General features: G+C 73.0%; 14 protein-coding genes. 5 read left to right on the forward strand and 9 right to left on the reverse strand.

All coding sequences use genetic code 11. From position 1 onward, the window contains the following. Positions 1 to 99 precede the first annotated feature (99 nt). The 5 genes from ACWED2_RS00710 to ACWED2_RS00730 are packed head-to-tail and all read right to left on the reverse strand — an operon-like array spanning position 100 to position 11,792. Positions 100 to 1,206 (reverse strand): glycosyltransferase, encoded by a 1,107-nt coding sequence (locus ACWED2_RS00710; RefSeq protein ID WP_449688324.1) that lies wholly within the window; start codon positions 1,204 to 1,206, stop codon positions 100 to 102. Continuing rightward, positions 1,203 to 1,979: an alpha/beta fold hydrolase gene (locus ACWED2_RS00715; RefSeq protein ID WP_449688325.1), complete on the reverse strand. Its 777-nt coding sequence runs from the start codon at positions 1,977 to 1,979 to the stop codon at positions 1,203 to 1,205. Before ACWED2_RS00715 ends, ACWED2_RS00710 begins: the two co-directional genes overlap by 4 nt. Continuing rightward, positions 1,967 to 2,251: a phosphopantetheine-binding protein gene (locus ACWED2_RS00720; RefSeq protein WP_449688326.1), complete on the reverse strand. Its 285-nt coding sequence runs from the start codon at positions 2,249 to 2,251 to the stop codon at positions 1,967 to 1,969. The genes ACWED2_RS00715 and ACWED2_RS00720 overlap by 13 nt, the downstream gene beginning before the upstream one ends. Then, positions 2,248 to 6,057: a beta-ketoacyl synthase N-terminal-like domain-containing protein gene (locus ACWED2_RS00725; RefSeq protein WP_449688327.1), complete on the reverse strand. Its 3,810-nt coding sequence runs from the start codon at positions 6,055 to 6,057 to the stop codon at positions 2,248 to 2,250. The genes ACWED2_RS00720 and ACWED2_RS00725 overlap by 4 nt, the downstream gene beginning before the upstream one ends. After that, positions 6,051 to 11,792 carry an SDR family NAD(P)-dependent oxidoreductase gene (locus tag ACWED2_RS00730; RefSeq protein WP_449688328.1) on the reverse strand — a complete coding sequence of 1,914 codons (5,742 nt, stop codon included), beginning with the start codon at positions 11,790 to 11,792 and terminating at the stop codon, positions 6,051 to 6,053. Before ACWED2_RS00730 ends, ACWED2_RS00725 begins: the two co-directional genes overlap by 7 nt. A gap of 205 nt (positions 11,793 to 11,997) precedes the next feature. Here ACWED2_RS00730 and ACWED2_RS00735 point away from each other — a divergent pair, with 205 nt between their 5' ends. Both ACWED2_RS00735 and ACWED2_RS00740 read left to right on the forward strand, forming a co-directional pair. Further along, positions 11,998 to 12,783 (forward strand): SDR family oxidoreductase, encoded by a 786-nt coding sequence (locus tag ACWED2_RS00735; protein WP_449688329.1) that lies wholly within the window; start codon positions 11,998 to 12,000, stop codon positions 12,781 to 12,783. 1 nt (position 12,784) lies between these two features. Beyond that, positions 12,785 to 13,750, forward strand: coding sequence for an aldo/keto reductase (locus tag ACWED2_RS00740; protein WP_449688330.1), 966 nt, complete (start codon positions 12,785 to 12,787; stop codon positions 13,748 to 13,750). Here the strand turns inward: ACWED2_RS00740 and ACWED2_RS00745 are convergent. From ACWED2_RS00745 to ACWED2_RS00755, 3 genes are all read right to left on the reverse strand, one after another. Then, entirely contained in the window at positions 13,747 to 16,353 is a 2,607-nt protein-coding gene (locus ACWED2_RS00745; protein ID WP_449688331.1) for a CHAT domain-containing protein, read from the reverse strand. The genes ACWED2_RS00740 and ACWED2_RS00745 overlap by 4 nt on opposite strands. A 92-nt stretch (positions 16,354 to 16,445) precedes the next feature. Next, on the reverse strand, positions 16,446 to 16,637 hold the full coding sequence (locus ACWED2_RS00750) for a hypothetical protein (protein ID WP_449688332.1): 192 nt from the start codon (positions 16,635 to 16,637) through the stop codon (positions 16,446 to 16,448). Positions 16,638 to 16,967: 330 nt separating this feature from the next. Next, positions 16,968 to 18,107: a serine hydrolase domain-containing protein gene (locus tag ACWED2_RS00755; protein ID WP_449688333.1), complete on the reverse strand. Its 1,140-nt coding sequence runs from the start codon at positions 18,105 to 18,107 to the stop codon at positions 16,968 to 16,970. 381 nt (positions 18,108 to 18,488) lie between these two features. On the opposite strand from ACWED2_RS00755, the gene ACWED2_RS00760 reads away from it, so the two are divergent. The 3 genes from ACWED2_RS00760 to ACWED2_RS00770 all read left to right on the forward strand — a co-directional run bounded on the left by ACWED2_RS00760 (position 18,489) and on the right by ACWED2_RS00770 (position 21,561). Then, a complete protein-coding gene (locus tag ACWED2_RS00760) occupies positions 18,489 to 18,854 on the forward strand; it encodes a VOC family protein (protein ID WP_449688334.1) in 366 nt (121 codons plus the stop codon). Positions 18,855 to 19,473: 619 nt separating this feature from the next. Further along, entirely contained in the window at positions 19,474 to 21,144 is a 1,671-nt protein-coding gene (locus tag ACWED2_RS00765) for a hypothetical protein (protein ID WP_449688335.1), read from the forward strand. Between the two features lie 15 nt (positions 21,145 to 21,159). After that, positions 21,160 to 21,561, forward strand: a complete 402-nt coding sequence (locus tag ACWED2_RS00770) for an NUDIX hydrolase (RefSeq protein WP_449688336.1) — start codon at positions 21,160 to 21,162, stop codon at positions 21,559 to 21,561. A gap of 218 nt (positions 21,562 to 21,779) precedes the next feature. Here the strand turns inward: ACWED2_RS00770 and ACWED2_RS00775 are convergent, their stop codons facing one another. Further along, positions 21,780 to 22,343, reverse strand: a complete 564-nt coding sequence (locus ACWED2_RS00775) for a dihydrofolate reductase family protein (RefSeq protein ID WP_449688337.1) — start codon at positions 22,341 to 22,343, stop codon at positions 21,780 to 21,782. Positions 22,344 to 22,365 lie beyond the last annotated feature (22 nt).

Consider the following 22,365-nt stretch of genomic DNA (forward strand, 5'->3'; position numbering starts at 1 on the left):
GCCGGAACTCGTGTGATTGGAGCCGTAACTCGCGAGTTCCGGCTCCAATCACGCGAGTTACGGGCCCGATCACATGAGTTCCGGGCCTGATCACGCGAGTTACGCGAGTGATTCCAGGTGCGTCGCCGCTTCTTCCGCGCCACCGGCGGCCTCGAACGACTCGCGGATCTTCTCCGCGCCCGGGCGGTACTCCGCCGCCGATTCGATCGCCTTGCGGATGTCCGCCGCCTTCGCGCGGTCGAAGCTCAGGCGCACTCCGGCCGCCGCCGTCACCACCTGCTGGGCCAGCATCGACTGGTCGTCTCGGATCGGGGCCACCACCAGCGGCACCCCGGCCGCCAACGCTTCGCACACCGTGTTGTGGCCGCCGTGGCAAACCACCACTGATGCCCGCGCGAACACCGGAACCTGCGGAATCCGCCCGGCCACGGGCACGCTCGAGCTCATCAGCGAGCCCGTCGGGTCCACCACCAGCCCCTGCACCGAGGGCATCCCGGCCAGCGCATCGACGCTCTCGGCCAGGAACCGGGCACCCACCGCGTCGTTCGACGTCCCCAACGTCACCACGACCAGCGGTCGATCGTCCACAAGGGACCACTCGTCCGCGGCTGCCGGCAGCACCGGCCCGACGTAGGACACCGGCACCGCCGGCCGGGCGTCCCCGGCCAGGGCGCGGGTCGTGAACGCCAGCACCAGGTGCGGCGAAAACCGCAGGTCTCCCGGCAAAACGCCGTGGCGGGCGCGCAACCCGTCCTGGAGGCCGGAAACCCAGGCCGCGATCTTCGGCAAGGAGCCCAGCGGGTCGGCCAGCTCGGTGGACGTCGACGCCGAAGTCGCCCACGGCAGTCCACACCGCGCGGCCACCAGCGCCCCCGCCATCGCCTGCTGGTCCACCACGACCACGTCGGGCGCGAACGCCGCGACCGCCGAAGCCACGCCGGGCACCATCGCGTCGGCCAGCGGCACCAGGTACGACTCCCACAGGTACTTCAGCGCCGCGAACCCGCGCAGCTCCGGCGGCCGCAACGACAACGCGAACGGCCCGGAGTCCCCGGCCGGGAACACCGCGCCGGAGACCAAAGTGGACAACGCGGGCTGCGGACCGCACCACGCCACGGAATGCCCGCGCGAAGAAAGCGCCGCAGCCACCCCGCGCAGCGGCGCCACGTGCCCGGCCAGCGGCGGCACGACCAGCAGGAACCTCACGCCGCGTGCCGCTCGACCCAGCGAAGCACCAGCTCACGCACCTGCCGGTGCTGTTCCACCAGCACCGAATGCCCCTGCCCCTCGAACACGTGCAGCTCGCCGTTCGGCAGCAGTGACGTCAGCGCTTCGAGGTCGTCGGCCTGGTAGCCGTGACTGCCCAAAATGGACAGCACCGGGCAGCCGATCGCCGCCACCTGCTCCCAGGTGAGCAACGGCCCGAGCGGCACCTCTTGAGCCATCGAAGTCGACGTGATCCGCTCGGCCGCCATCCGCGCCAGCCGCCGGTGGTGCGCGCCGAAGTTCGCCTCGATCCAGTCGAAGCTCTCCTCCACCTGCAGGAACCGGACGGTGTGCGCGAGGATCGCGCTCATCTTCTCCGCCCACACCTCGGTCGCGGGCTCCGACTCGATGCACACGATGCTGCGCACGCGTTCCGGGCGAGCGACGGCGTAGCTGTAGGCCAGCGTGCCGCCGAAACTGTTGCCCACCAGGTGCACCGGCCGGTCGACACCGAGCTGACCGAGCAGATCGTCGAGGTCGGCGACGAAGTCCCCGAGGGTGTACCCGCGCTCCGGCCGCTCGGTCTTGCCGTGCCCGCGCAGGTCGTAGCTGATCACGTCGATGCCCGCGGCCGCGACCGGCGGCGCCAGCGTGAGGTAGAAGCTCGCCAGGCTGTCGGTGCCCATGCCGTGCAGGAACACCACGGTCTCGGTGCCGCCGGCGGGCACGAGCTGCACGTTCGTGCGCAGCCCGTTGACGGTCATCGTGGGCACGTGCGCTCCCCCACGAACCGGGCGATGTCGCCGACGGTCAGCCCGATCACGTCGTCGAGGTCCTTCTCCGCCAGGTACCCGGCGAGGTTGACGTCCGCGCCGAAGTGCTCGGCCAGGATGCTCGCGAAGGTCACCAGGTCGATGCTCTCCAGCTGCAGATCCTCGTGGAACGTCGTGTCCGGCGTGATCTCGGTGCCGAGGACTTCGGCGTCGCCGACGAGCTCGGTGAGCAGCTCGGCGACGACGTCGAAAGTGGTGGACGCGATGGTCATTTCGTGCTCCTGAGTTGTGCGGTGGCGGTGTCGCCGGTCAGCTCCACGGTGACGGCGAAGCGCGGCAGGTCCCGGTGGCGGCCGGACACCGTGCCGTCGTCGTGGACGCGGATTTCCGCCGGGTAGACGGGTTCGCCGAGCCGCGCGCGGACGGCGTCCTTGACGGCGATCCGTTCCAGCAGCCAGCCGCGCTGCCGGCGCGGCGGGACGGCCGCGAACTCGGCGCGCTCGGCGGCGCTGAGGTAGATGCCGGCGTAGATGTCCCGCGCGGCGACCGTCGGCCAGCGATCGGTGACGGCGACCGAGCCGTCCTCCCGCCGTTCGGCCAGCAGGTTCTCCGCCGGGAACGCGTAGACGCGGTGGGCGGCGCGGTCGCAGGGGAACCGGACGTCCTGCCAGCCTTCGATGCTCGCCAGCACCCGGCCGTCCCGCACCAGCTCGGCGGCCATTTCGAGGACGTCCGGCCGCGGCAGCCGGACCCGCACCTGGCAGGTGACGCGGGTCCCCGGCGCCGGTTCGCGGCCGTGCCAGGTGAGCCGGCCGATCGAGCGCGGGAAGGCGAGCAGGCCGTCGGACCGGGTCGCCATCAGCCAGCAGCCGAGCAGCTGACCGACGTTGTCGAGCAGCCCGCCGGGCGCGTCCGGGACGACCAGCTCGCCGCGGATGTGCTGCTCGCCGAGCCCGGTCAGCCGGGAAAGGCCCTGGTAGGCCGGGCCGTGGAACATCTCGCGCCGCGCGTAGACTTCGGCGGCGGTCAGCGGCGGCGCGGTCTCCGGCCCCGGCACCGCGGTCCGCGGCGGCGATGGCGCGAACGTGCCCAGCTCCACGGTCAGCAGCGCGTACGGCCCGATTTCGACGGTCACGTGGTCGCCCTCGCGGCTCATCGACAGCGGCACCCGCCGGGCCGGGGCCGCGATCAGCCACCGCGAGAACACCGCGTCCCGCACCGCGACCGCCGTCGTGCCCGGCCAGGTGCGCTCGACGGTCCGGCAGGCGAGGTCGACCAGGGTCGTCGCGGGCACCACCGGCCGGAAGTCGGACTCGTCGGGCCAGTCGTCGCGCTGCCGGAAGAACCGGTGGTCGCGCAGGTACGGCATGGCCGTCAGCGAGACATCCACGGTGGACTCGACCCGGCGCCGGGCGGCCGCGACGACGTCCGCCGCGGCCTGCCGGGTTTCGGTGAGCAACGCGGTGAACTCGGCGACGATCGGGTGCGTGACCCCGGTGGGTTCGTCGAGCAGACCGCGGGCGGATTCCCCCAGCGACAGCAGCGGGTTCCCGCTGGTGAGCCGGATCCGGCGCGGTTCCAGCGCCGCGAAGTCCGGGTCGCCGCCCTCGGTCCACAGCGCGGTGGTGAGCCGCCGCAGCTGCGCGAGCCCGGGCCGGGTGCCGGACGCGGCCGCGACGACCAGGTGCCGCCGCTCGCCCAGCGTGTCGGTGATGAACGAGCCCAGCTGACCGGCTCCGACCTGCACGAACACCCGGAACCCGGCGTCGTGCAGCGCCTCGGTCAGCGCCCGGAACCGGACCGGGCGCACCAGGTGGTCCAGGTAGAGCCGGCGGACGTCGGCCGGGTCCGCGGGGTACGGCCGCGCGGTCGTCGCCGACCACACCGGCAGCCTCGGTGCACGCAGGTCGAGCTCGGCGACGAGCCGGGCGAAGGGCGCGAGGTGCGGCTCCATCAGCGGGGTGTGGAACCCGGAGCGGAACGGCAGGGTCGTGGCCACGATCCCCACGCCGCGGCAGGTGCCCGCGAAGTCCGCGACGGCGGACGGCGGGCCGCACACGATCGTCTGCTTGACCGCGTTCTCGTGGGAGACGACCAGGTCACCGGGCAGCAGGCCGGCCACGCGCGCCGCCGGGGCGCCCAGCACGAGGTAGTCCGCTTCGGGCAGCTCGAAGCCGTCCGGCCAGTAGCGTGCCAAGGAGTCCGGCGCCGCGGTGTACATCCCGGCGGTCTGCATCGCGGTCCACTCCCCGACGCTGTGCCCGGCCAGCGCGTCCGGCCGGATCGCCAGCCGTCGCAGGACGTCGCCGAGCAGCAGCCCGGCCGCCGACACGCTCGCCGCGCGGTCGAGCACACTCGCCGTCGACCACTGTGGACGATCGCGACCGAAGTGCCTTGCCACGTCGTCGAGGCGTGGTTCGCCACCCGCTTCCAGTCCCGGGTGGACGAACGCGGTCTTGCCGCCCGGCAGCAGGGGGTCGACGCTGCACCAGACGTCACCGGCGCCGTGCCACGACCGGCCCTCGGCCGCCACCTTGGCGAGCACCCGGCGGGCGGTGGCCAGCTTGCGCTCGTCCGGGCCGACGATCCCGATCCGGCACGGCCCGTCGCCTTCACCGGGCCGATCGAGCCGCTCCAGGAGTTCCTCGGGCGTGCGTGCGGCCAGGCGCAGCACACGTTCGGGCTCGTCGACGCGCACGCGCCGCTTCGGCGCGGAGTCCCCGGCTTCGACGACGACGTGGGCGTTCACCCCGCCGAAGCCGAACGCGTTGACCGCGGCGACCCGCGGCAGCGCGCCCCACGGCTCGGCCTCGGCGAGCACCCGGAAGCGCGTCTTGCCGAGCAGCGGGTTCGGGTCGGCGCAGTGCAGCGTCGGCGGCAGGACGCCGTGGTGCAGGGCGAGCGCCACCTTGACCAGCCCGGCGACCCCGGCGGTCGGCAGCGTGTGCCCGATCATCGACTTGACCGAGCCGATCACCGCGCGCGGCCCGCCGGCCGGGCCGAAGACGTCGGCGACGGTGGTCAGCTCGGCGGCGTCCCCGGCGGGCGTGGCGGTGCCGTGGGCTTCCAGCAGGCCGATTTCCGCGGGATCGCGCCCTGCCCAGGCCCGGCGCAGGGCGAGGGTCTGCCCGGCGACGGACGGGCTGAGCAGGCCAGCGCCCCGCCCGTCGCTCGACGTGCCGCTGCCGCGGATCACCGCGTACACGCGGTCGCCGTCGCGGCGGGCGTCGGCCAGCCGCTTGAGCACGACGATCGCGGTGCCCTCGCCGATGAGCATGCCGTCCGCTTCGCGGGACAGCGGGCTGATCCGCTGGCTCGGCGAGAGCGCACCGAGCTGGGTGAACAGCGACCACAGCGTGTCGTCCTGCGTCTGGTGCGCGCCACCCGCGAGGACGACGTCGCAGCGGCCGCGGGTCAGCTCGCCGATCGCCTGGTCGACGGCGACCAGCGAAGACGCGCACGCGGCGTCCACCGTGTACGCCGGGCCGCCGAGGTCGAGCCGGTTCGCCACCCGGGCGGCGGCGAGGTTCGGCACCAGCCCGGCGGCGGTCTCGGGCCGGAACTCGCCGAGCGGTTCGAGCAGCGCCGTCCGCAGCCGCTCGAGGACGGCCGGCCCGGCCGACGGCATCAGCTCGCCGACCGTGCGGGTGATCTGCCGGACGGTGCGGACCCGCTGGTCGAAGCCCTGCAGCCCGGGCGAGAGGTACCCGCCGCGGCCGAGCACGACGCCGATGCGCTCGGGGTCGCCGAGCCGGCCGAGACCACCGGCGTCCGCGACGGCGCCGACCGCGACGGCCAGCGCCGTCAGCTGGTCCGGCTCGGTGCCGTCGAGGGACGTCGGCGGAACACCGAGAGCGACCGCGTCGAAGTCCAGGGTGTCGGGCGTGAAGCCGCCGCGGCGGCCGTGGGTGCGGTCCGGCGCGGCGCCGTCGCGCCCGTGGAACTCCGGATCGCGGCGGTGCGGCGGGACTTCGGTGACGGCGTCGGTGCCGTCCACCAGGTTCCGCCAGTACTGGTCCACAGTGGACGCACCGGGCAGGAACACGCCCATGCCGACGATCGCGACCGGGGTCACCACAGCGACGCCGTGTACAGCACCGAACGGTCCGTGCCGTAGGCGAGTTCGCGCAGGAGGGCCGCGGTGGCCCGGCCCGGGTCGAGCAGGGCGACGTCCCGGCGTTCGTACTCGCGGGCCAGCTCCGGCGACACCATGCCGGCGTGGTCGTCGTCCGGCGCCCACGGTCCCCAATGGACGGTCACGGCCCGGCCCGGCCGGCTCTTGGCGAGCGTTTCGAGCGCGTCGTTCGCGGCGGCGTAGTCGGTCTGGCCGCGGTTGCCGAGCACCGCGGCGATGCTGCCGAAGAACGCGACGAAGCCGGGTTCGGCGTCGAGCGCGTCGAGCAGGGTCCGCGCACCGTCCGCTTTGGTCTCGAACACCCTCCGGAACGACGCCTCGTCCTTGTCCGCCATGAGCTTGTCGTCGATGACCCCGGCGGCGAAGACGACCCCGCCGAGCCGGCTGGGGAGGTTCTTGACGAGGCGCCGCACGGCGTCCGGGTCGCGCACGTCGAGCGAGGTGTAGCCCGCGGTCCCGCCCGCGGCGCGGATCTCGCCGAGGGTGCGGCCGATTTCGCGCTGGGCCAGGACGGTGCGCACGTGACGTTCGATGCCGGCGACCGAGCCGCCGCGGCCGGCCAGCACCGCGCGCATGGCCGCGGGGTCCGCGGGCAGGTCGTCCGGCTCGCCCGGCCACGGGGTCCGCCCGGCGAGTTCGAGCCGGCACCCGGAAGCGGCGAACGCGACCGCCGCGCGGGCGGTGATCCCGCGGGCCCCGCCGACCAGCAGCACGACGGAGTCCGGGCCGAGGCCCAACGCGGCGAGTTCGCCACCGCCCGGACCGGCGCCGGAGTAGGCGATCGACGGGAGGTCCGCCGGCCGCGGCTCGATCGTGAAGCGGCCGGCGTCGTCGTGGCCGACCACCGAGGGGCCGTCGCTGAGGGCCTCGTCCACCAGCGTTTTCGCCACGTCGTGCCGCACTTCCACGAGCCGCGTCACGCCCTCGCGCTCCAGCGCGGCCGACCGCACCAGGCCCCGCAGGCCGGGCACCGCGTACGGTTCCGCCGTCACCAGGACGGTCCCCCGCAGCGCTTTGAGCCGGGTGAACACGTCCGTGAGGTCGCGGGCGACCAGCACGGTGATGTCCGCGTCCCCGGCGACGACCTCCGCCCCGGCCGCGGCGAAGGCGGCGCGCACGGCGTCGTCCGGCGCGGCCACGGTCCTTCCGCGCAGCCGCGCGGGATCCGGGTCGAGCGGCACCGGTATCCGGTCGAGCCGGTACCGGGTGGGCGCTTCCGCGGCCGGCGTGGGGTTCAGCCAGCTTTCGAGATGCGTGGTGAGGGCGTTCGCCGTGCGGTCGCGGCTGAGCTGGTCGGTGCGGTCGTCGGCGGGCAGGCCGAGGCGGGCCAGCAGGGTGCCGGCGATCTCCGTGCGCTTGATCGAGTCGATCGACAGGTCCGCTTCGAGGTCGAGGTCGCCGTCGATCATCTCGGCCGGGTAGCCGGTGCGCTCGCTGATGACGCCGATCACCGTGCTCCTGACGTCGGCCGGGGTTTCGGCCACCGGCTCGGGTTCCGGCTGCGGCTCTTCGAGCACCACCGGAACCGGGGCGGGCGCGGGTGCGGGTGCGGGTGCGCTGCCCAGGTAGCCGAGCATGACCTCCCGCTGGGCGGCGACGAGCTCGCGGGTGGTGCGCAGGAAGTCGGCGATCGCCTGGTCGCGGCCGGACGCGGGCTGGGTCATGGCGGTACTCCGGATTCGTCGGGCCGGGGGCAGGGCGGGGACTTCGGAGCCGGGCGCGCGGGCGGACCGCCCGTCGACGGCCCAGGCGGCCGGGGCGGCCGGGGCCGGTTCGGGCGGCTTCGGCCTGGTCAGCCGCTCGGTGCGGACGTCGACACCGGCTTCGGCGAGGGTTCGCAGCGCGGCCAGGAAGCCCTTGAGGTCGGGCCCGCAGGCGACGACGGTGTGCGGCCGGTCGCCGAGGATGTCCTTCACCAGCCGGGTGAGCACGCGTCCGGGCCCGGCCTCGACGAAGATCCGCGCCCCGGCCGCGTACATGGCTTCGATCTGGTCGAGAAACCGCACCGGGGCACCGATTTGCGCGGCCAGTTCGCCGCGGACGTCGTCTTGGTACGGCTGGGCGGTCCGGTTCGCCCACACGGGTTTCCGTGGTGTGTCGATCTTTTCCTCGTCGAGTTCCCGTGCGAACACCTCGCCCGCGCCGGCGACCAGCGGACTGTGGAAGGCACAGGCGACGGGGATCCGCTGGGCGGAGATGCCGGTTTCCTTCAGCCGCCGGACCGCCCGCTCAACGGCGGGACCGGGCCCGGAGAGGACGACCTGCTCGGGACCGTTGTGGTTGGCGACGACGACATCCGGGCCGATCAGGGTGGCGGTGAGGATATCGCGCTTCGCTTTGACGGCGGCCATGGTTCCGGGCCGGGCGACCTGGGCGATGGCGTGCGCGCGGGCCCGGCTGAGCCGAAGGAGGGTCGCGGTGTCGAAGGCCCCGGCGACGGAGAGGGCGACGAGCTCGCCGTAGCTGTGCCCGGCGAGGAAGTCGGGATGGATGTCGAGCTGGGCGAGGAGCTTGACGACGGCGGTCTCGACGAGCCCGAGCGCGGGTTGGGCAACGCGGGTATCGGTGAGGGCGGCTTCTTGCGCATCGGCGGCCTCGGCGGTGAAGGCTTTGGCAGGGAAGGCCGTGGCGGCGATGTCGGGCGCGAGACGGAGGACTTCGGCGAGCTCGGGAAAGTGGACGAAGAGCTCGGTGAGCATGCCGGTGCGCTGGCTGCCCTGGCCGGGGAAGAGAAAGGCGATCTTCCCGGGGTCGGCCACTGTCTGCCTCCCCGCCACAGCGCGTTCAAGCTCGAACAGGGCCTGTTCCGCCTCCGGTGCCCAGTCCCGCAAGCCGTGCCTGCGGTCCGGGGCCACCGGGGCCGCGCCCAGGACCGCGTGGAAGTTCGTCCCGCCGAAGCCGAATGCGCTCACCCCCGCCAGCCGGGCCGGGTCCGCCCAGGGCCGGGCCGTCGTGGTGAACGTGAACGGGCTCGCCGCCGCGTCCCAAGCTGCGTTCGGACTGGTCAGGTGCAGCGTCGGCGGGACCACCTCGTGCCACAGCGCCAGCGCCGCCTTGATCAGCCCGGCCAAGCCCGCCGCGCACTTCGTGTGGCCGATCTGGCTCTTCACCGACCCCAGCACACACGATCCCACCTCGGCGCCTGCCTCCGCGAAGAAGGCCGTCAGCGTCCGCAGCTCCGTCGCGTCGCCCACCACCGTTCCCGTTCCGTGGGCCTCGACCAAGCCCACGTCCGCCGGCGACACTCCCGCGTCGCGGTACGCCCGCTCCAGCGCGCGTCGCTGGCCCTCCGGCCGTGGTGCCGTCAAGCCGAGTGCCTTGCCGTCGCTGGCCGCGCCGACGCCCTTGACCAGCGCGTAGATCCGGTCGCCGTCGCGCTCGGCGTCGGTCCGGCGCTTGAGCACCAGGCACGCCACGCCCTCGCCCAGCGCGATCCCGTCGGCCGCCGCGTCGAAGGGGCGGCAGCGGCCGGTCGGGGACAGCGCCCCGGCCGAGGTGAACATCAGGTAGTCGTGGATGCCGTTGTGCAGGTCGACCGCGCCGCACAGGACCAGCGAACTCGTTCCCGTGCGCAGTTCCTTCGCCGCGAGGTCCAGTGCGGCCAGCGACGAACCGCACGCCGCGTCCACCGTGTAGTTCGCGCCACCGAGGTCGAGCCGGTTCGCGATCCGGCCGGAAATGACGTTGGCCAGCGTGCCCGGGAACGTGTCCTCGGTCGGCTCGGGCAGCTGCGCGAGCAGTTCGGGCGGCACCTCATCGAGGTAGCCGTCGAGCAGGGACCGCAGCGTGCCCGCGTTCGCCAGGTCGCCGCCCGCCTCCGCGCCGAACACGACGCTCGTGTTCTCGCGGTCGAAGTCCCGGTTCGCGTACCCGGCGTCGGCCAGCGCACGGCGCGCGGTTTCCAGGGACACCAGCTGCGCGGGGTCGATGCTGCCCATCGCGGACGGCGGAATGCCGAATTCCAGGGGGTCGACGTCCAGCGCGGGCAGGAACCCGCCCCACTTCGACGTCGACTGTCCGAAGTAGACGTCCGGGTCCCAGCGTCCGCGGGGTACTTCGGTGACGGCGTCTTCGCCGCGGAGGATGTTCGACCAGAACGCCGGCAGGTCGCGCGCGCCGGGGAACGTGCAGGCCATGCCGATGATCGCGAGGTCGCCGGAGTCCCCGGCCGGTTCCTCCGGCCGGACGAAGGTCTTCCCGGCGGTGACCTCGCGATGGAGTTCGGCGATCGTCGTCCGGCGGTTCCGCAGGACGGCCACCTCGCCCGCCATGAACATCCCCTCGGCCAGCTGCGTGGCGGCATCGAGCGCCTCGCCGTCGCGGCGGACGCCCTTGCTGGCGACGCGCAGCCGTCCGGTGTTCAGCTCCTCCAGCCGCTGCCACGCTTCGGGCGTGTCCCCCAGACCGGCTTTGACCTGCGCGAACTCCGCCGTGTACGGGCTGGGCAGGCACCGCGTGCGGTGGCCCGGCGCGGTTTCCAGGGTCACCGTGGTGTCCGCGGCGAGCGCGCGGTCCTGGAACGGGCTGGTGATCGCGCCGTGCGTCACGGCTTCTTCGGTGAACAGGTACGCGGTGCCCATCAGGACGCCGGCGGCGTCGAGCGGCTCGGCCATCGCGGCGACCATGGCGGCCGAGCGGGCGTCGTGGATTCCGCCTGCGAAGAGCACCTCGACGTCCTTCGCGGCGCCGAGGACGGCCAGTTGTTCCTCCCACAGCTCGAAACTCGCCCGCGGGCCGACGTGCCCGCCGCACTCGGCGCCCTCGAAGACGAACCGGCGGACCCCGGCGTCGAGGTACTGGCGGAGCAGCACCGGCGACGGCACGTGCAGGAACGTCGCGATCCCCTCGGCTTCCAGTGCCTTGGCCTGTCCGGGTTTCCCGCCCGCGACCAGCACGCACCGCGGCCGCGCCGCCCGGATCGCGGCGAGCTGGGCGGCGCGCAGGTCGTCGGGTACGAAGCCGAGGATGCCCGCGCCCCACGGCCGGTCGCCGAGGCGCCCGGCGGTCCGGGCGAGCAGCTCGGCGGTGCGCGTGCCGTTCGCCGTGGCCACCGCGACGAACGGGAACCCGCCCGCGTCCGCGACCGCCGCCGCGAAGCCCGGCTGGTCGCTCACCCGCGTCATCGGGCCTTGGACGACCGGCAGCGCGCTGCCCAGCGTCCGGCACAACCGCGTGCCGAGACCGGCCGCGGGCACCTGCGCGCCGACGATCCGGCCAACGTCCACAGTGGATTCGACGACGACACCCGCCGCACCTCCGGCGAGCGCGCCCACGGCTGTCCGCGGCCCGGCCACCCGGCCCCAGACCGGGACGTCGAAGGCGTGCAGAAGCTGTTGCAGCAGAACGAAGTCACTCAGCTCGCCACCGCGGGCGACGAGCCCCGGCGCGCCGCCGCGAACGGCCTCGGCGGCCGTGGCGACGTCCGCGACCTCGGCGAGCGCCCCGGCCCACGGCGCTTCGGTCCGGACGGCGAAGGCGGCGCCTTCGGGCAACGGGCCGTCCGTCCGCACCGCGTACGGCACCCGGACCCGGGCCGCGACCAGCCGCAGGTCCGCCGGATCGGCGCCGTCGAGAACGCCGAGGCCGCCGCCGCGCGCGACCGCGGCGACCACGTCGGGATCGCCGACCCCCAGGCACCGCAGCCGACGAGCGTGCGACGGCGGGACGAGCTCGGCCATCGGCGGACCTCCTGTGCGCGGGGCGTTGCGATCTTCAGGAATAACGCACCAGGCACCGGAAACGCAATACTCGTGCTAACGTGCAAAATCGTAAGACAAGGCCGAACAAGCCACCCGACCAGCACTTTTATCACCTGCATCGCAACCGGGAAAGATATTTCCCGCACCTGTATGACAATTGGATCCTGAAATTCCTGGAGCCCGCGTGGAACTGACTGGACGCGTGGTCGCGCTGACCGGCGCGGCACACGGAATCGGGGCCGCCATGGCCCGCCGCTTCGCCGCGGAAGGCGCGGCCGGGGTGGTCGTGTCCGACGTGGACGCGGCGGGCGCCGCCCGGGTGGCGGCCGAAATCACGGCCGCGGGCGGCCACGCCGTCGCGGTGGCCGCCGACGCGACGTCCAAAAAGGACTTGAAAGCCCTGGTCGCGACGGCCCGCGCCGAGTTCGGCCGCCTCGACGTGTTCTGCGCCAACGCGGGCGCCGCGTTCGGCACCGGCGTGCACGCGGCCGACGAGCAGTGGCAGAAGTCGTGGGAGATCAACGTCATGCAGCACGTCCACGCCGCGCAGGTCGTGCTGCCGTCGATGCTGGCGCGCGGCGAGGGATATCTGCTGATCACGGCGTCGGGCGCCGGTCTGCTCGGCATCCCGGGCGACGCACCCTATTCGGTCACCAAGCACGCGGCCGTCGGCCTCGCCGAGTGGCTGGCGATCACCTACCGGCCGCGCGGGGTGCGGGTCAGCGCGCTGTGCCCGCTCGGCGTCCGGACGGCGCTGCTGGAGCCCGGCATCGCCGCCGGCCACCCGGCCGCGCTGGCCATCGCCGCGGCGGCCCCGCTGATCACCCCGGAAGACGTCGCCGAAGCGGTCGTGCGCGGGCTCGGCGAAGAGGAGTTCCTGATCCTGCCGCACGAATCGGTGCGGGAGTCCTTCGCGCGCAAGGCCGGCGCGGTCGACGCGTGGATCGACGAGATGGCCGTGGGAGGCTGACGTGGAGTACCGCAGGGTCGGCGCGAGCGGGCTCGCCGTCAGCGAGATCGCCTACGGCAACTGGCTGACGCACGGCGCGCCCGGCTGCGTCGCCGCGGCGCTGGACGCCGGCGTCACGACGTTCCACACCGCCGCGGCCTGGGACGGCGGCGCCGCGGAGGCCGCGTTCGGGGCGGCGTTCGCCGGCGTCCGCCGCGACGACCTGGTGCTGTGCACCGGCGTGTTCTGGCCGGAAGGCCCGGGCCCGAACGACGCGGGCTTGAGCCGCAAGCACGTGATCGCGTCCCTGGAGGGCTCGCTGCGGCGGCTGCGCACCGACCACGTCGACGTCTACCAGCTGCTGCGCTTCGACTACCGCACGCCGGTCGCCGAGACGTTCCTCGCGCTGTCGGATCTGGTGCGGCAGGGGAAGATCCGGTACGTCGGCACGTCGGAGTGGACGGCCGAGCAGCTGCTGCAGGCCCACGAGGCCGCCGCGCGGTACGACGTGCCGCTGATCGCCAACCAGCCGCACTACTCGATGCTGTGGCGGGTGCCCGAGGCGCAGGTGATGCCGGTGGGCGCGCGGATCGGCGTCGGGCAGTTCGCTTCGGTGCCGCTCGCCCAGGGCGTGCTCACCGGCAAGTACCGGGCCGGGCGGATCCCGGCCGGTTCGCGCGCGGCCGGGCCGTCGTACGCCCGGCCGTTGCTCATGCCGGAGCTGCTGGAGCGGGTGGAGCTCCTGCGCGGCGTCGCGGACGACGCCGGCCTCACGATGGCCCAGCTCGCGCTGGCGTGGGCGCTGCAGCACGAGACGGTCGCGGCGGTGGTGACCGGCGCGAGCACGCCGGAGCAGGTCACCGAGAACGCCAAGGCCGCCGGCGTCCGGCTCGACCTCGACGTGCTGACCCGGATCGACCAGCTGCTCGGCAGTTTCGTGCAGACCGACCCGCGGCTGGTGTGGTCACCGCCGGCCCACCTTTCCTAGCCCGCACCCAGGCAGACGAACGGGCGCCGGAAGGGGTCGACGGCGATGGCGTCGGCCAGCGCGAGCGCCGGGCTCTCCCGGACGGCCAGCGCGCGGTAGTAGTCGTCCATCGCGGCCGCCGAGGCGAGATCGCCGACGCGCGAAAGTGGCGCGATGACCGTCCGCGAGCCGCTGGCCAGCAGCGCGCTGGCGAAGCCGAGGGCCTCGTCGCCGGGCCGGATCCGGTTCATCGCGAGCTCGCAGGCGGCGAACACGACCTGCCGCGGCGGCTGCCGCAGCCCGGCCATCTCGTGGCCGAACAGCGCGCCGTCGGCGAGTTCGAGCCGGGAGAAGAGCGCGTTCTCCGGCTCGTGGGCGCCGTGCGCGGCGAAGTGCGCGAGCTTGGCGCCGTCCAGCGCGCGCAGCACGGACTTCACGGTGGCCTTGGCGCCGGTCATCGTCGTCGCGGTGCGGTAGTGCGTGGTCAGCTTCTCGAGCTCACCGCGGGCTCCGGCCAGCCCGGGCCCGCGGACCAGCACGATCTTGCGGGCCCGCGAAGACTTCGTCAGCTCGGCGGCGAGCCAGGCGGTCGCCGACGGCGCGACGACGGTGGGGCGCCCCCGCAGGCCGGGCAGCACACCCCACGGCACGGCGTAGAGCGGCCCGGTCGGGACGACGACCAGCTCGCGGTCGCCGATGCTGTCGGCCAGGGGCTGGATCAGCTGGGTGTCGAGCTTGTCGGCCTGCTTGTGCGCCGACGCCATGACGACCTCGGCGAGCCGTTCGGGCAGGTTGTCGGGAGCCAGGGCATCGAGGTCGACGTTGAGCACGCGCGCGGACTCGGCGGCGGCTTCGGCGGACCCCAGCCGCACGAGCCGGCACTCACCCCCGGCGACGACGACGGCGACGAGCTCGTCCCCGGAGGCGGCAAAGCTGACCATGGCCCGCTCGCCGAGCCGCGCAACGACCTCGGCGAGCCCGGCGACCGGCCGGGGACGGCCCCACCGCCCGGTGTGCCAGCCGAGCCGCTGGGCTTCCCGCAGCCGTTCGTTGTACTTGGCCCGCAGGCCGGCGATGGGATGCCCGTCGTGCTGGGCTTCCTGGATGGCCTGCCCGAGCCCCCGAACCTCGGCCACGCGCGCGGCGAGCTCCGGATCGGTCCCGGCGGAGAGCGGTTCGTAGCGGTAGGTCTGGGCGCGGGTCCGTTCGAGCCAGACGAAGAGCCGCCGGGCGTCATTGCGCTCCAGCACGAGCTTGACGGCCAGATCGGCGAGCTCCTGCCCGTGCAGGGCGGTCCCGGAGACGAGATCGAGCCCGCCCATCCGATCGCGGACGGCGTCGAGCTCGGTGAGCCCGGACCGGATCTCGGTGAGCGCCTTGGCCCGATCCCCCTGAGCGACGGCGAGCTCGGCCCGGCAGAGCCGCCGGAGCATCCGGTAGTCGATGGGGGTCAGCTGCCCGGGCCGGGGCACCTTCTGGAGGGTTTCGACGGCCCGTTTGAGGTTCCCGCGCCGGATGTCGAGCCGGACGGCCAGCATGCGCGCGGTGGCGGCCTGCTCGGCGAGCTGGGGAGTGGGCATCTTCGTGGCAAGCCGCAGCGCCCGGGTCGGCAGGGCCGCCGGGATGTCCGCGATGCGCAGGGCATCCCGGACATCCGCCTGGAGGCCGGCCAGCGTGGCGTTGGCGATGCACGTCTGGCAGCCGACGCGCAGCATCTTGCGCCGCGCGGAGTCGGCCATCTCCCGCGCGAGTTCGATCTCGTCGGTCATCAACGCCGCGGCGGCCCGGTACAGCTCGGCCCGCGCCACCTCGCGGCTGATGCTCTGCTCCACCAGCTTCGGCAGCACCTCGTCCAGGTGAGCACCGGCTTCTTCGGCGAGCCCGGCAGCGAGCAGCGCCTCCGCCTGCTCGAACCGGAGCCCTTCGGGAACCCCCAGGTCCAGCGCGCGGTAGGTCCGCTCGGCCTCCTCGTAGAACCGGAGAGCTTCCGGGACGTCCCCGGTGCGCAGGGCGAGCATGCCCATGGTGCGCCGCATGTCGGCGGCGACGGTCCGGAGCTCGTACTTCTCGGCGAGCTCCAGCGAACGGTTGAGGTCCTTCTGAGCGGCACTCACGTTGCCCAGCCGGATCTGCACCCAGGCGCGCGAGGACAAGGTCTGCACGAAGGCGCCCATTCGCGTCTCCGGAGCCGGGCCGTTCGCCAGCCGGTACTCCTGGTGCGCAACCGAGATGTCGAACGAGACCAGGCTTTCCTCGTTGCGGCCGACGCTCATCAACCGGGCGGCGTAGTTGTGGTTGAGCGCGCCGTTGAGTTCGGCCTGCAGGACAGCGTCCGGCACCGCGTTGACGAGCAGCCGGACATCGTCGAGCCCCGCGAGTCCCGCCGCGAGGTCACCGCTGATCTCCGAGGACAAGGCCGCCATGAGGCTCGACAGCCGGATCCGGGTCACCAGCCAGTCGGTGCGGTACTGCGCCGCGACCGGGTGGATCGAGTCCAGCATCGTCATGCCGCGCCGGAGCAGCCGGACGCCCTCCCGGTAGTGCTTCAGGCAAGACCCTTCAGCGGCTTGTCGCTGAAGGCCGCGGACCGTCTCGATGACTTCGGTCGGGTCCAGGTTCGTCACAGGCACACTCCTATGACATCACAGCAAGTCGCAGAAAGAAGCCCGCCTGCCAGGCGAAGATCGGCAGGCGGGCGGTCACGAATCGGTGAAGCTCAGGGCTTGACCACCTGGTAGCACGGGTTACCGCAGTTCGGCACCATGATCGTGCCGTCCTTCGGCTTCTCCGGGACGTGGTCGATGTGCACCCAACCGTGCTCGTCGGGTTCCGGGTGCGGAACCACCGGGCCGGCCTGCTCGACCGGCTCCGGAGTTTCGCCGGGCTTGACATCCGTGGGCGTCGACATGGTCGATCTCCTCTCCCCTGGGGATCTTCACGGGGACGCTGCCGTGACGGTGAGTCCCCCATGTTGCGGGGCCCTCTCCCCGCGAACGGCCCAATAGTTTCACATCGGAGCAATGATCGGGAGAGTTTTCGCTACGGAAAGTCAGTCCGAAGCGCGTGAGCAGCGTCGATGTCTAGATCGGAACGTCCTAAAGAGTGAAGTCTGTAACGACGTCCACTACGGACGTGCATCCGCGCCTCCGGTGACCGCCGGGCGGCCCGTGTCGCTCCGGGTACGGAACGTGACGACCGGCCGGTGGCCCCGGACCGAGGTGTCCTGTGTGGACGACGGTCAGGCCGTCGCCGCCGCGTGGACCGCGCGGACCAGGCGGTCGTTTTCCGGGGCCGCTCCGCCCGGGAAGGCGAACCGGCGGCGGTTGTAGCCGTACGCCAGGCCGCTGCGCGGGTCGGCGAACGCCTGGGAACCGGCCGCGCCGCTGTGGCCGAACGCCCCCTGGCCCAGCACCGGGTAGTCGTCCGAGACGACCGCGAAGCCGAGGCCGAACGCGTTGTGGTTGCGGGTGGCGAGGTCGTCGCCGATCGAGTGGATCTGCGCGAACTCCGCCGCCGTCTCCGGGCGCAGGAGCGGCTCCGGGCCGCTGATCGCCGCCGCGTACATGGCGGCCAGGCCCCGCGCCGACGCGACGCCGCCCACCGAGGCCGGGCTCAGCTGCCGGACGAGCTTGATGTTCGGCAGCTCCCAGAGCTCGGGCGCCTTCAGGTGGTTGCGGTTGAAGGCGATGCCCGTGATGCTGTCCGGCCCGGTCGCGGTCGCTTCCAGCGCCGCCAGCTGTTCCGGCGTCGGGAGCATCGGCTGCGTGGTCAGGAAGCGCGGCTCCAGTTCCTCCGGCAACCCCAGGTAGAAGTCCAGGCCGAACGGCTTCCGCACGCGCTCCTCGAAGTGCTCCTGGATGCTGCGGCCGGTGACGCGCCGGACGACCTCGCCGGTCAGCGCGCCGATCACCAGCGCGTGGTAGCCGAACGCGGTGCCGGGCCGCCAGTACGGCCGCTGCCGGGCGAGCCGCTCGGCGACGACGCGGTCGTCCGCGAGCTCTTCGCCGGTGAACCCGGCGTCGGCGCCCACGACGCCGGCGCGGTGCGCCAGCAGGTCCCGCAGCGTGATGCCGCTCTTGCCGGCCGCGCCGAACTCCGGCCAGTAGTGGGCGACCCGCTGGTCGAGGTCCAGCACGCCGTCCTGGACGAGCAGCGCGACCACCAGGTGCGCGGCCCCCTTGGTCGAGGAGAACACGCCGGTCAGCGAGTCGCCGCTGATGGCGGGCCCGGTCCACAGGTCGACGACCCGCTCACCGTCGACGTGCGCAACGAGCTGGGCGGCGTAGTCACCGCCTTCTTCGACCGCGACGGCGGCGAACTCCGCCCGGACGGACTCGAACCCGTCGGCGACGGTCCCCTGGATGTGGTCGGACGACATGAGAGCTCCCTCGGTGCTTTCGAACGCCTGCGCCAGGAACCAACCCACCCGATGCCGAGGTATTCCGGTAAGCGCGACCGGCCCGGCGAGATGTTTCCGGCGTGGGGAAACAGAACAGACCACCCACCCGGCCAGGCCGCGGTCTGGTGATCGCGTCGCTCGCGATCGGCGTGTCCGGCCTCGGCCGGGTGTGGGAACGGATGGCCACGGTGAGAGTGAGTGGTTCGGCGTCGGGCAGCCGTGGTGGTCGTCGGATCCGGGTGGGTTGTCGGGACGTTTGCGGTGACGTCGTGGCCGCACGTCGGCCCGCCGGTCGCCTGCTTCGGCGACGGGGCCTCCGGACCGCGGTAGAGAACCCGCCGGGCGGGTATCAGTCCGATCATGAAGCTGACCTCCACCGTGCTCGGTACGCCGGACCCCCGCGCGCTCGCCGAGTTCTACTCGAAGCTCCTTGGCTGGCCTATCCGCACCGACGAACCTGAGTGGGTGACTCTGCGCCCGGACGACGGCAGCGCGGGGCTGTCGTTCCAGCTGGAGACCGGGCACGTCCCGCCGGTGTGGCCGCCCGCCGACGGCGCGCAGCAGATGCAGCTGCACCTCGACATCGAGGTCGACGACCTCCAGCAGGCGACGGCGGCGGCGACCGCGGCGGGCGCGGTGGTCGCCGGGTTCCAGCCGCAGGACGATGTCCGCGTCTGCTTCGATCCGGCCGGGCACCCGTTCTGCCTCTGGACCCGCACGGGGTGACGTCGGTCCGGGCAGCGGCGATCGCCGAGGTTCACGAGCCGCCGCCGGCCGAAACCCAGAACCGACCCCGCGATGAGGCGACGCCGAACGCGCGGCGGGCGGCGAGGCGAGGGCGAGGGCGAGGCTCCTGGCGGCGCAGGCCGAAACTCCAAGCCGACCCCGCGATGGGGCGATGGCGAGCGCGCGGCGGGGGTCGACGGCTGCGAGGGCTGCGAGGGCTGCGAGGCTGCGCTCCCAGCGGCGCACTGACGCTGGCCGAAGACCTCGACCTGCCGCAGCTCCCGCTGTTCCACGCGATCCGGGCGAAATTTCTCGCGCCGATGGACCAGCCGAAGGAGGCGGCCGCAGCGTGCAGGGCGGTGATCGGTCTGTGCGCAACGCCGTGGAGCGGGGCGCCGGCGGCGCGGAAGGCCACGCGTGCTGTAAGCGGGGCTGCTGCTGGGACGGACACGGGGGGCTTGCCGCCTGGGAGTGGGCAGGTGGCGGCACGGAAGCGCCGTGCGTGCCGTCGGTGGGTGGATGGGTGGCTGGCGGGTGGGGTGACGCCCCGCGTTCGAACGGTCACAGGATCCGCTATGTTCGGCTGAGGTCCTGTTTCCGGCGAACGGAGTTGAGTCCTGTGGGGGTGCACCGGATCTGGCACCACGGACTGGTCCCCACCGAGGGGAAACGCCCCCTGGACGCGTTGCGCAGCAGGCTGATCAGCCGCGAGCGGCAACACGACGACTACACGGTGATCGATCTCGGCTCGTCCGACGACGGTGGTTCGCGCCGGTGCGACCTCAAGTTCGCGTACGAGGGCAGCGAAGGCCGCTACTCCGTTCAGGTACTGCTTTCGCTCTGCTACCGCGCCGGCGAGGACCGGGTGACGTGGTTGCTGACCGCGGCCTGCACGCGGCCGTGGCGCAGCTGCCACGACGCACCGGCCCAGCGGATCGGGCTGGAGGAGCTGGGCGCCAGCGGCAGCGACGAAATCCCGATCGAAACGCCGGTGCTGGCGATGCGCGGCTGGTCGCGCAAGGAATGCGACCACCTCGCCGACCTGCTGGGTGAGGCGCTGGTGGCGCCGTGGCGATCTTCGGCCGTGCTGGTGCTCACCGAGCCGCCGACGGTGCCGGTGGAGGGCTGGCCCGGGCTGGTCAACGTCTTCGACGTCGACGACCGCTTCCGCCACACCCTCAACCGGCACCTGCCGCTCGGCTGCGCGGTGCCGCAGGGCGCGCGGCTGTACGTGCCGCCGTGCGACCAGCTCCCCGATTTCGTCGTCAGCGAAAGCCCGGTGTCCGGTGAGGCGCTGGAGGGTGCGATCACCCGGCTCATCCAGACCCGCGGCCGGACGCCCCTGCCCGAGGAGTGGGCCGACGTGCCGAGTGTGCGGGCCTGGTACGAGACCGATCCCTTCGCTTCGCCGGAGCGCGAGCCGGACGCCGAGCTGGTGGAGAAGCTCGGCCGCGCCGAGCGGGAGCTGGCCGAAGCGCGTGGCGTGATCACCATCCTGCGGAAGAAGGCCAAGGCCCACGCCGAGGAACGGGACCGGCACGCCTGCGAGGTGAAGGCGCTGCGCCGCCGCCTCGAGGACGCGTGCGCGACCGACGTGGCTTGCCTGCGCGACCAGCTCGCGCAGCTGCAGGCGGAGGTGGACGACTACGCCCGGGCGTTCGAGGAGACCGAGGCCGAGCGCGACGAGCTGAGACGGATCAACGGGCTGCTGGCGGGCCGGCTCGCCCGCCACCACGACGCCGACGAGGAGGTCGCCGCCGCCGAGCGCCCGCCGGAAGACTTCCCCAGCTTCGCCGAACTGATCGGCGCCGCGTCGGCCTCGCTCAAGCACCTCGCGATCACGGCCGAGCCGGCGCCGGCCGCGATCCTCGACCACCACCCCAAGGCCGCCGCTTGGCGCCGCAAGGCATGGGACGCGCTCCGCACCCTCGACGCCTACGCGAGCGCCCGGACGTCCCTGCTCGACGCGGGCCAGGACCCGGGCCCGGAGCTGTCGGACGTGCTCGCCTTCGCCCGCACCGGGCAGCCGGGTTCGCTGATCAGCGCGAACATCATCGCGCTGGCCGAGTCGGACACCGTGACCACGAACGAGCGGCTCCGCCAGGCCCGCACCTTCCGCGTCGACCCGCGGACGAACCCCGCCGGGCGCGACTACTTCGGCGCCCACATCGCCCTGGAGCGCTTCAAGTCGCCGGCACCGCGCCTGCACTTCCTCGACGACACCGACCGCACCGGCACGGTGTACGTCGGCTACCTGGGCGCCCACCTGCCGACGTCGAAGACCAACTGAGCGAGAATCGCGCGCATGACGGAGCTCGCGCACAAGCACCTGGCCTACTGCTGGATCGCCCGCGGTGACCGGGTGCTGTTCCTCCGCCGCGGGCCCGGCGTGTTCCTCGCGGGCCGGTGGGAGCTGCCCGGTGGCACGGCCGAGCCAGGCGAGCGCTTCGAGGAGACCGCGACGCGCGAAGCGGCGGAGGAGACCGGGTTGACGGTCCGGGTCACCGGCGAGCTCGCGCGCGATGCGTGGCCGGATGTGGCGGGACGGGCGTTGCGCATCCACGCTTTCGTTTACACAGTGGACGAAGAGGGCTCCGGCGAGGTTGTGCTCAACCCCGAGGAGCACGACGGCTTCGCGTGGCTGACGCGGGCGGAGGCCCGGGAACTTCCGCTGCCGGACCACTTCCGGCGGCTGCTCGATCGGTAGGAGTTTTCCGTTGCGCAGCACCGGATCGCGGTGGCGCCGAGGTCTTCGGGTCGTGGTCATGCCTTCGACGGTACCCGAACAGATGTGCGATCGGCATCGCTGGAAAGGGTGAACCACGGCCGGGCTTGGAGCGGCGTTTTCCCTTGTGCCACAACGTAAACCGGCCTAGGGAGCCCCCGATTTCCACACTACCGGAAGGGACCGACAAAAACCGGGGCTCACCGCTTCGTCTCGTACCTCGTCAGCACCACGCCGCCGGGGAACGTGCGCGTTTCCACCAGGTTCAGGTTCACCCAGCCGTCCACCGCGGCGAAGAACGGTGTGCCGCCGCCCAGCAGCACCGGGTGGGTCACGATCTCGTACTCGTCGACCAGCCCGGCCCGCATCGCCGCGCCCGCGAGCGCCGCGCCACCGACCCGCATCGGCGCGCCGTCCGCGGCCTTGAGCCGGGTGATCTCCTCGACCGCGTCGCCGGTGAAGACCCGGGTGTTCCAGCCCGCCTCGCCGACCGTCGAGGAGAAGACCACCTTCGGCGTGTCCCGCCAGTTCCGCGCGAACTCGGCCTGCGCCGGGGTGGCGCCCGGCTGCCGGTCGCCGGTCGGCCAGTAGGAACTCATGGTCTCCCACAGCTTGCGCCCGTAGAGGAACAGGCCGATCGCCCGCTCCTGGTCGAGCCACCACCGGAACAGCTCGTCGCTCGGCTCGCTCCAGCCGAGGTCGTCGCCCGGCGCCGCGATGAAGCCGTCCAGGGACAGGTTCATGCCGTAGACCAGCTTCCGCATGACGTCCCGCCTTTCCGTCGGC

Source organism: Amycolatopsis sp. NPDC005003, assembly GCF_053600695.1.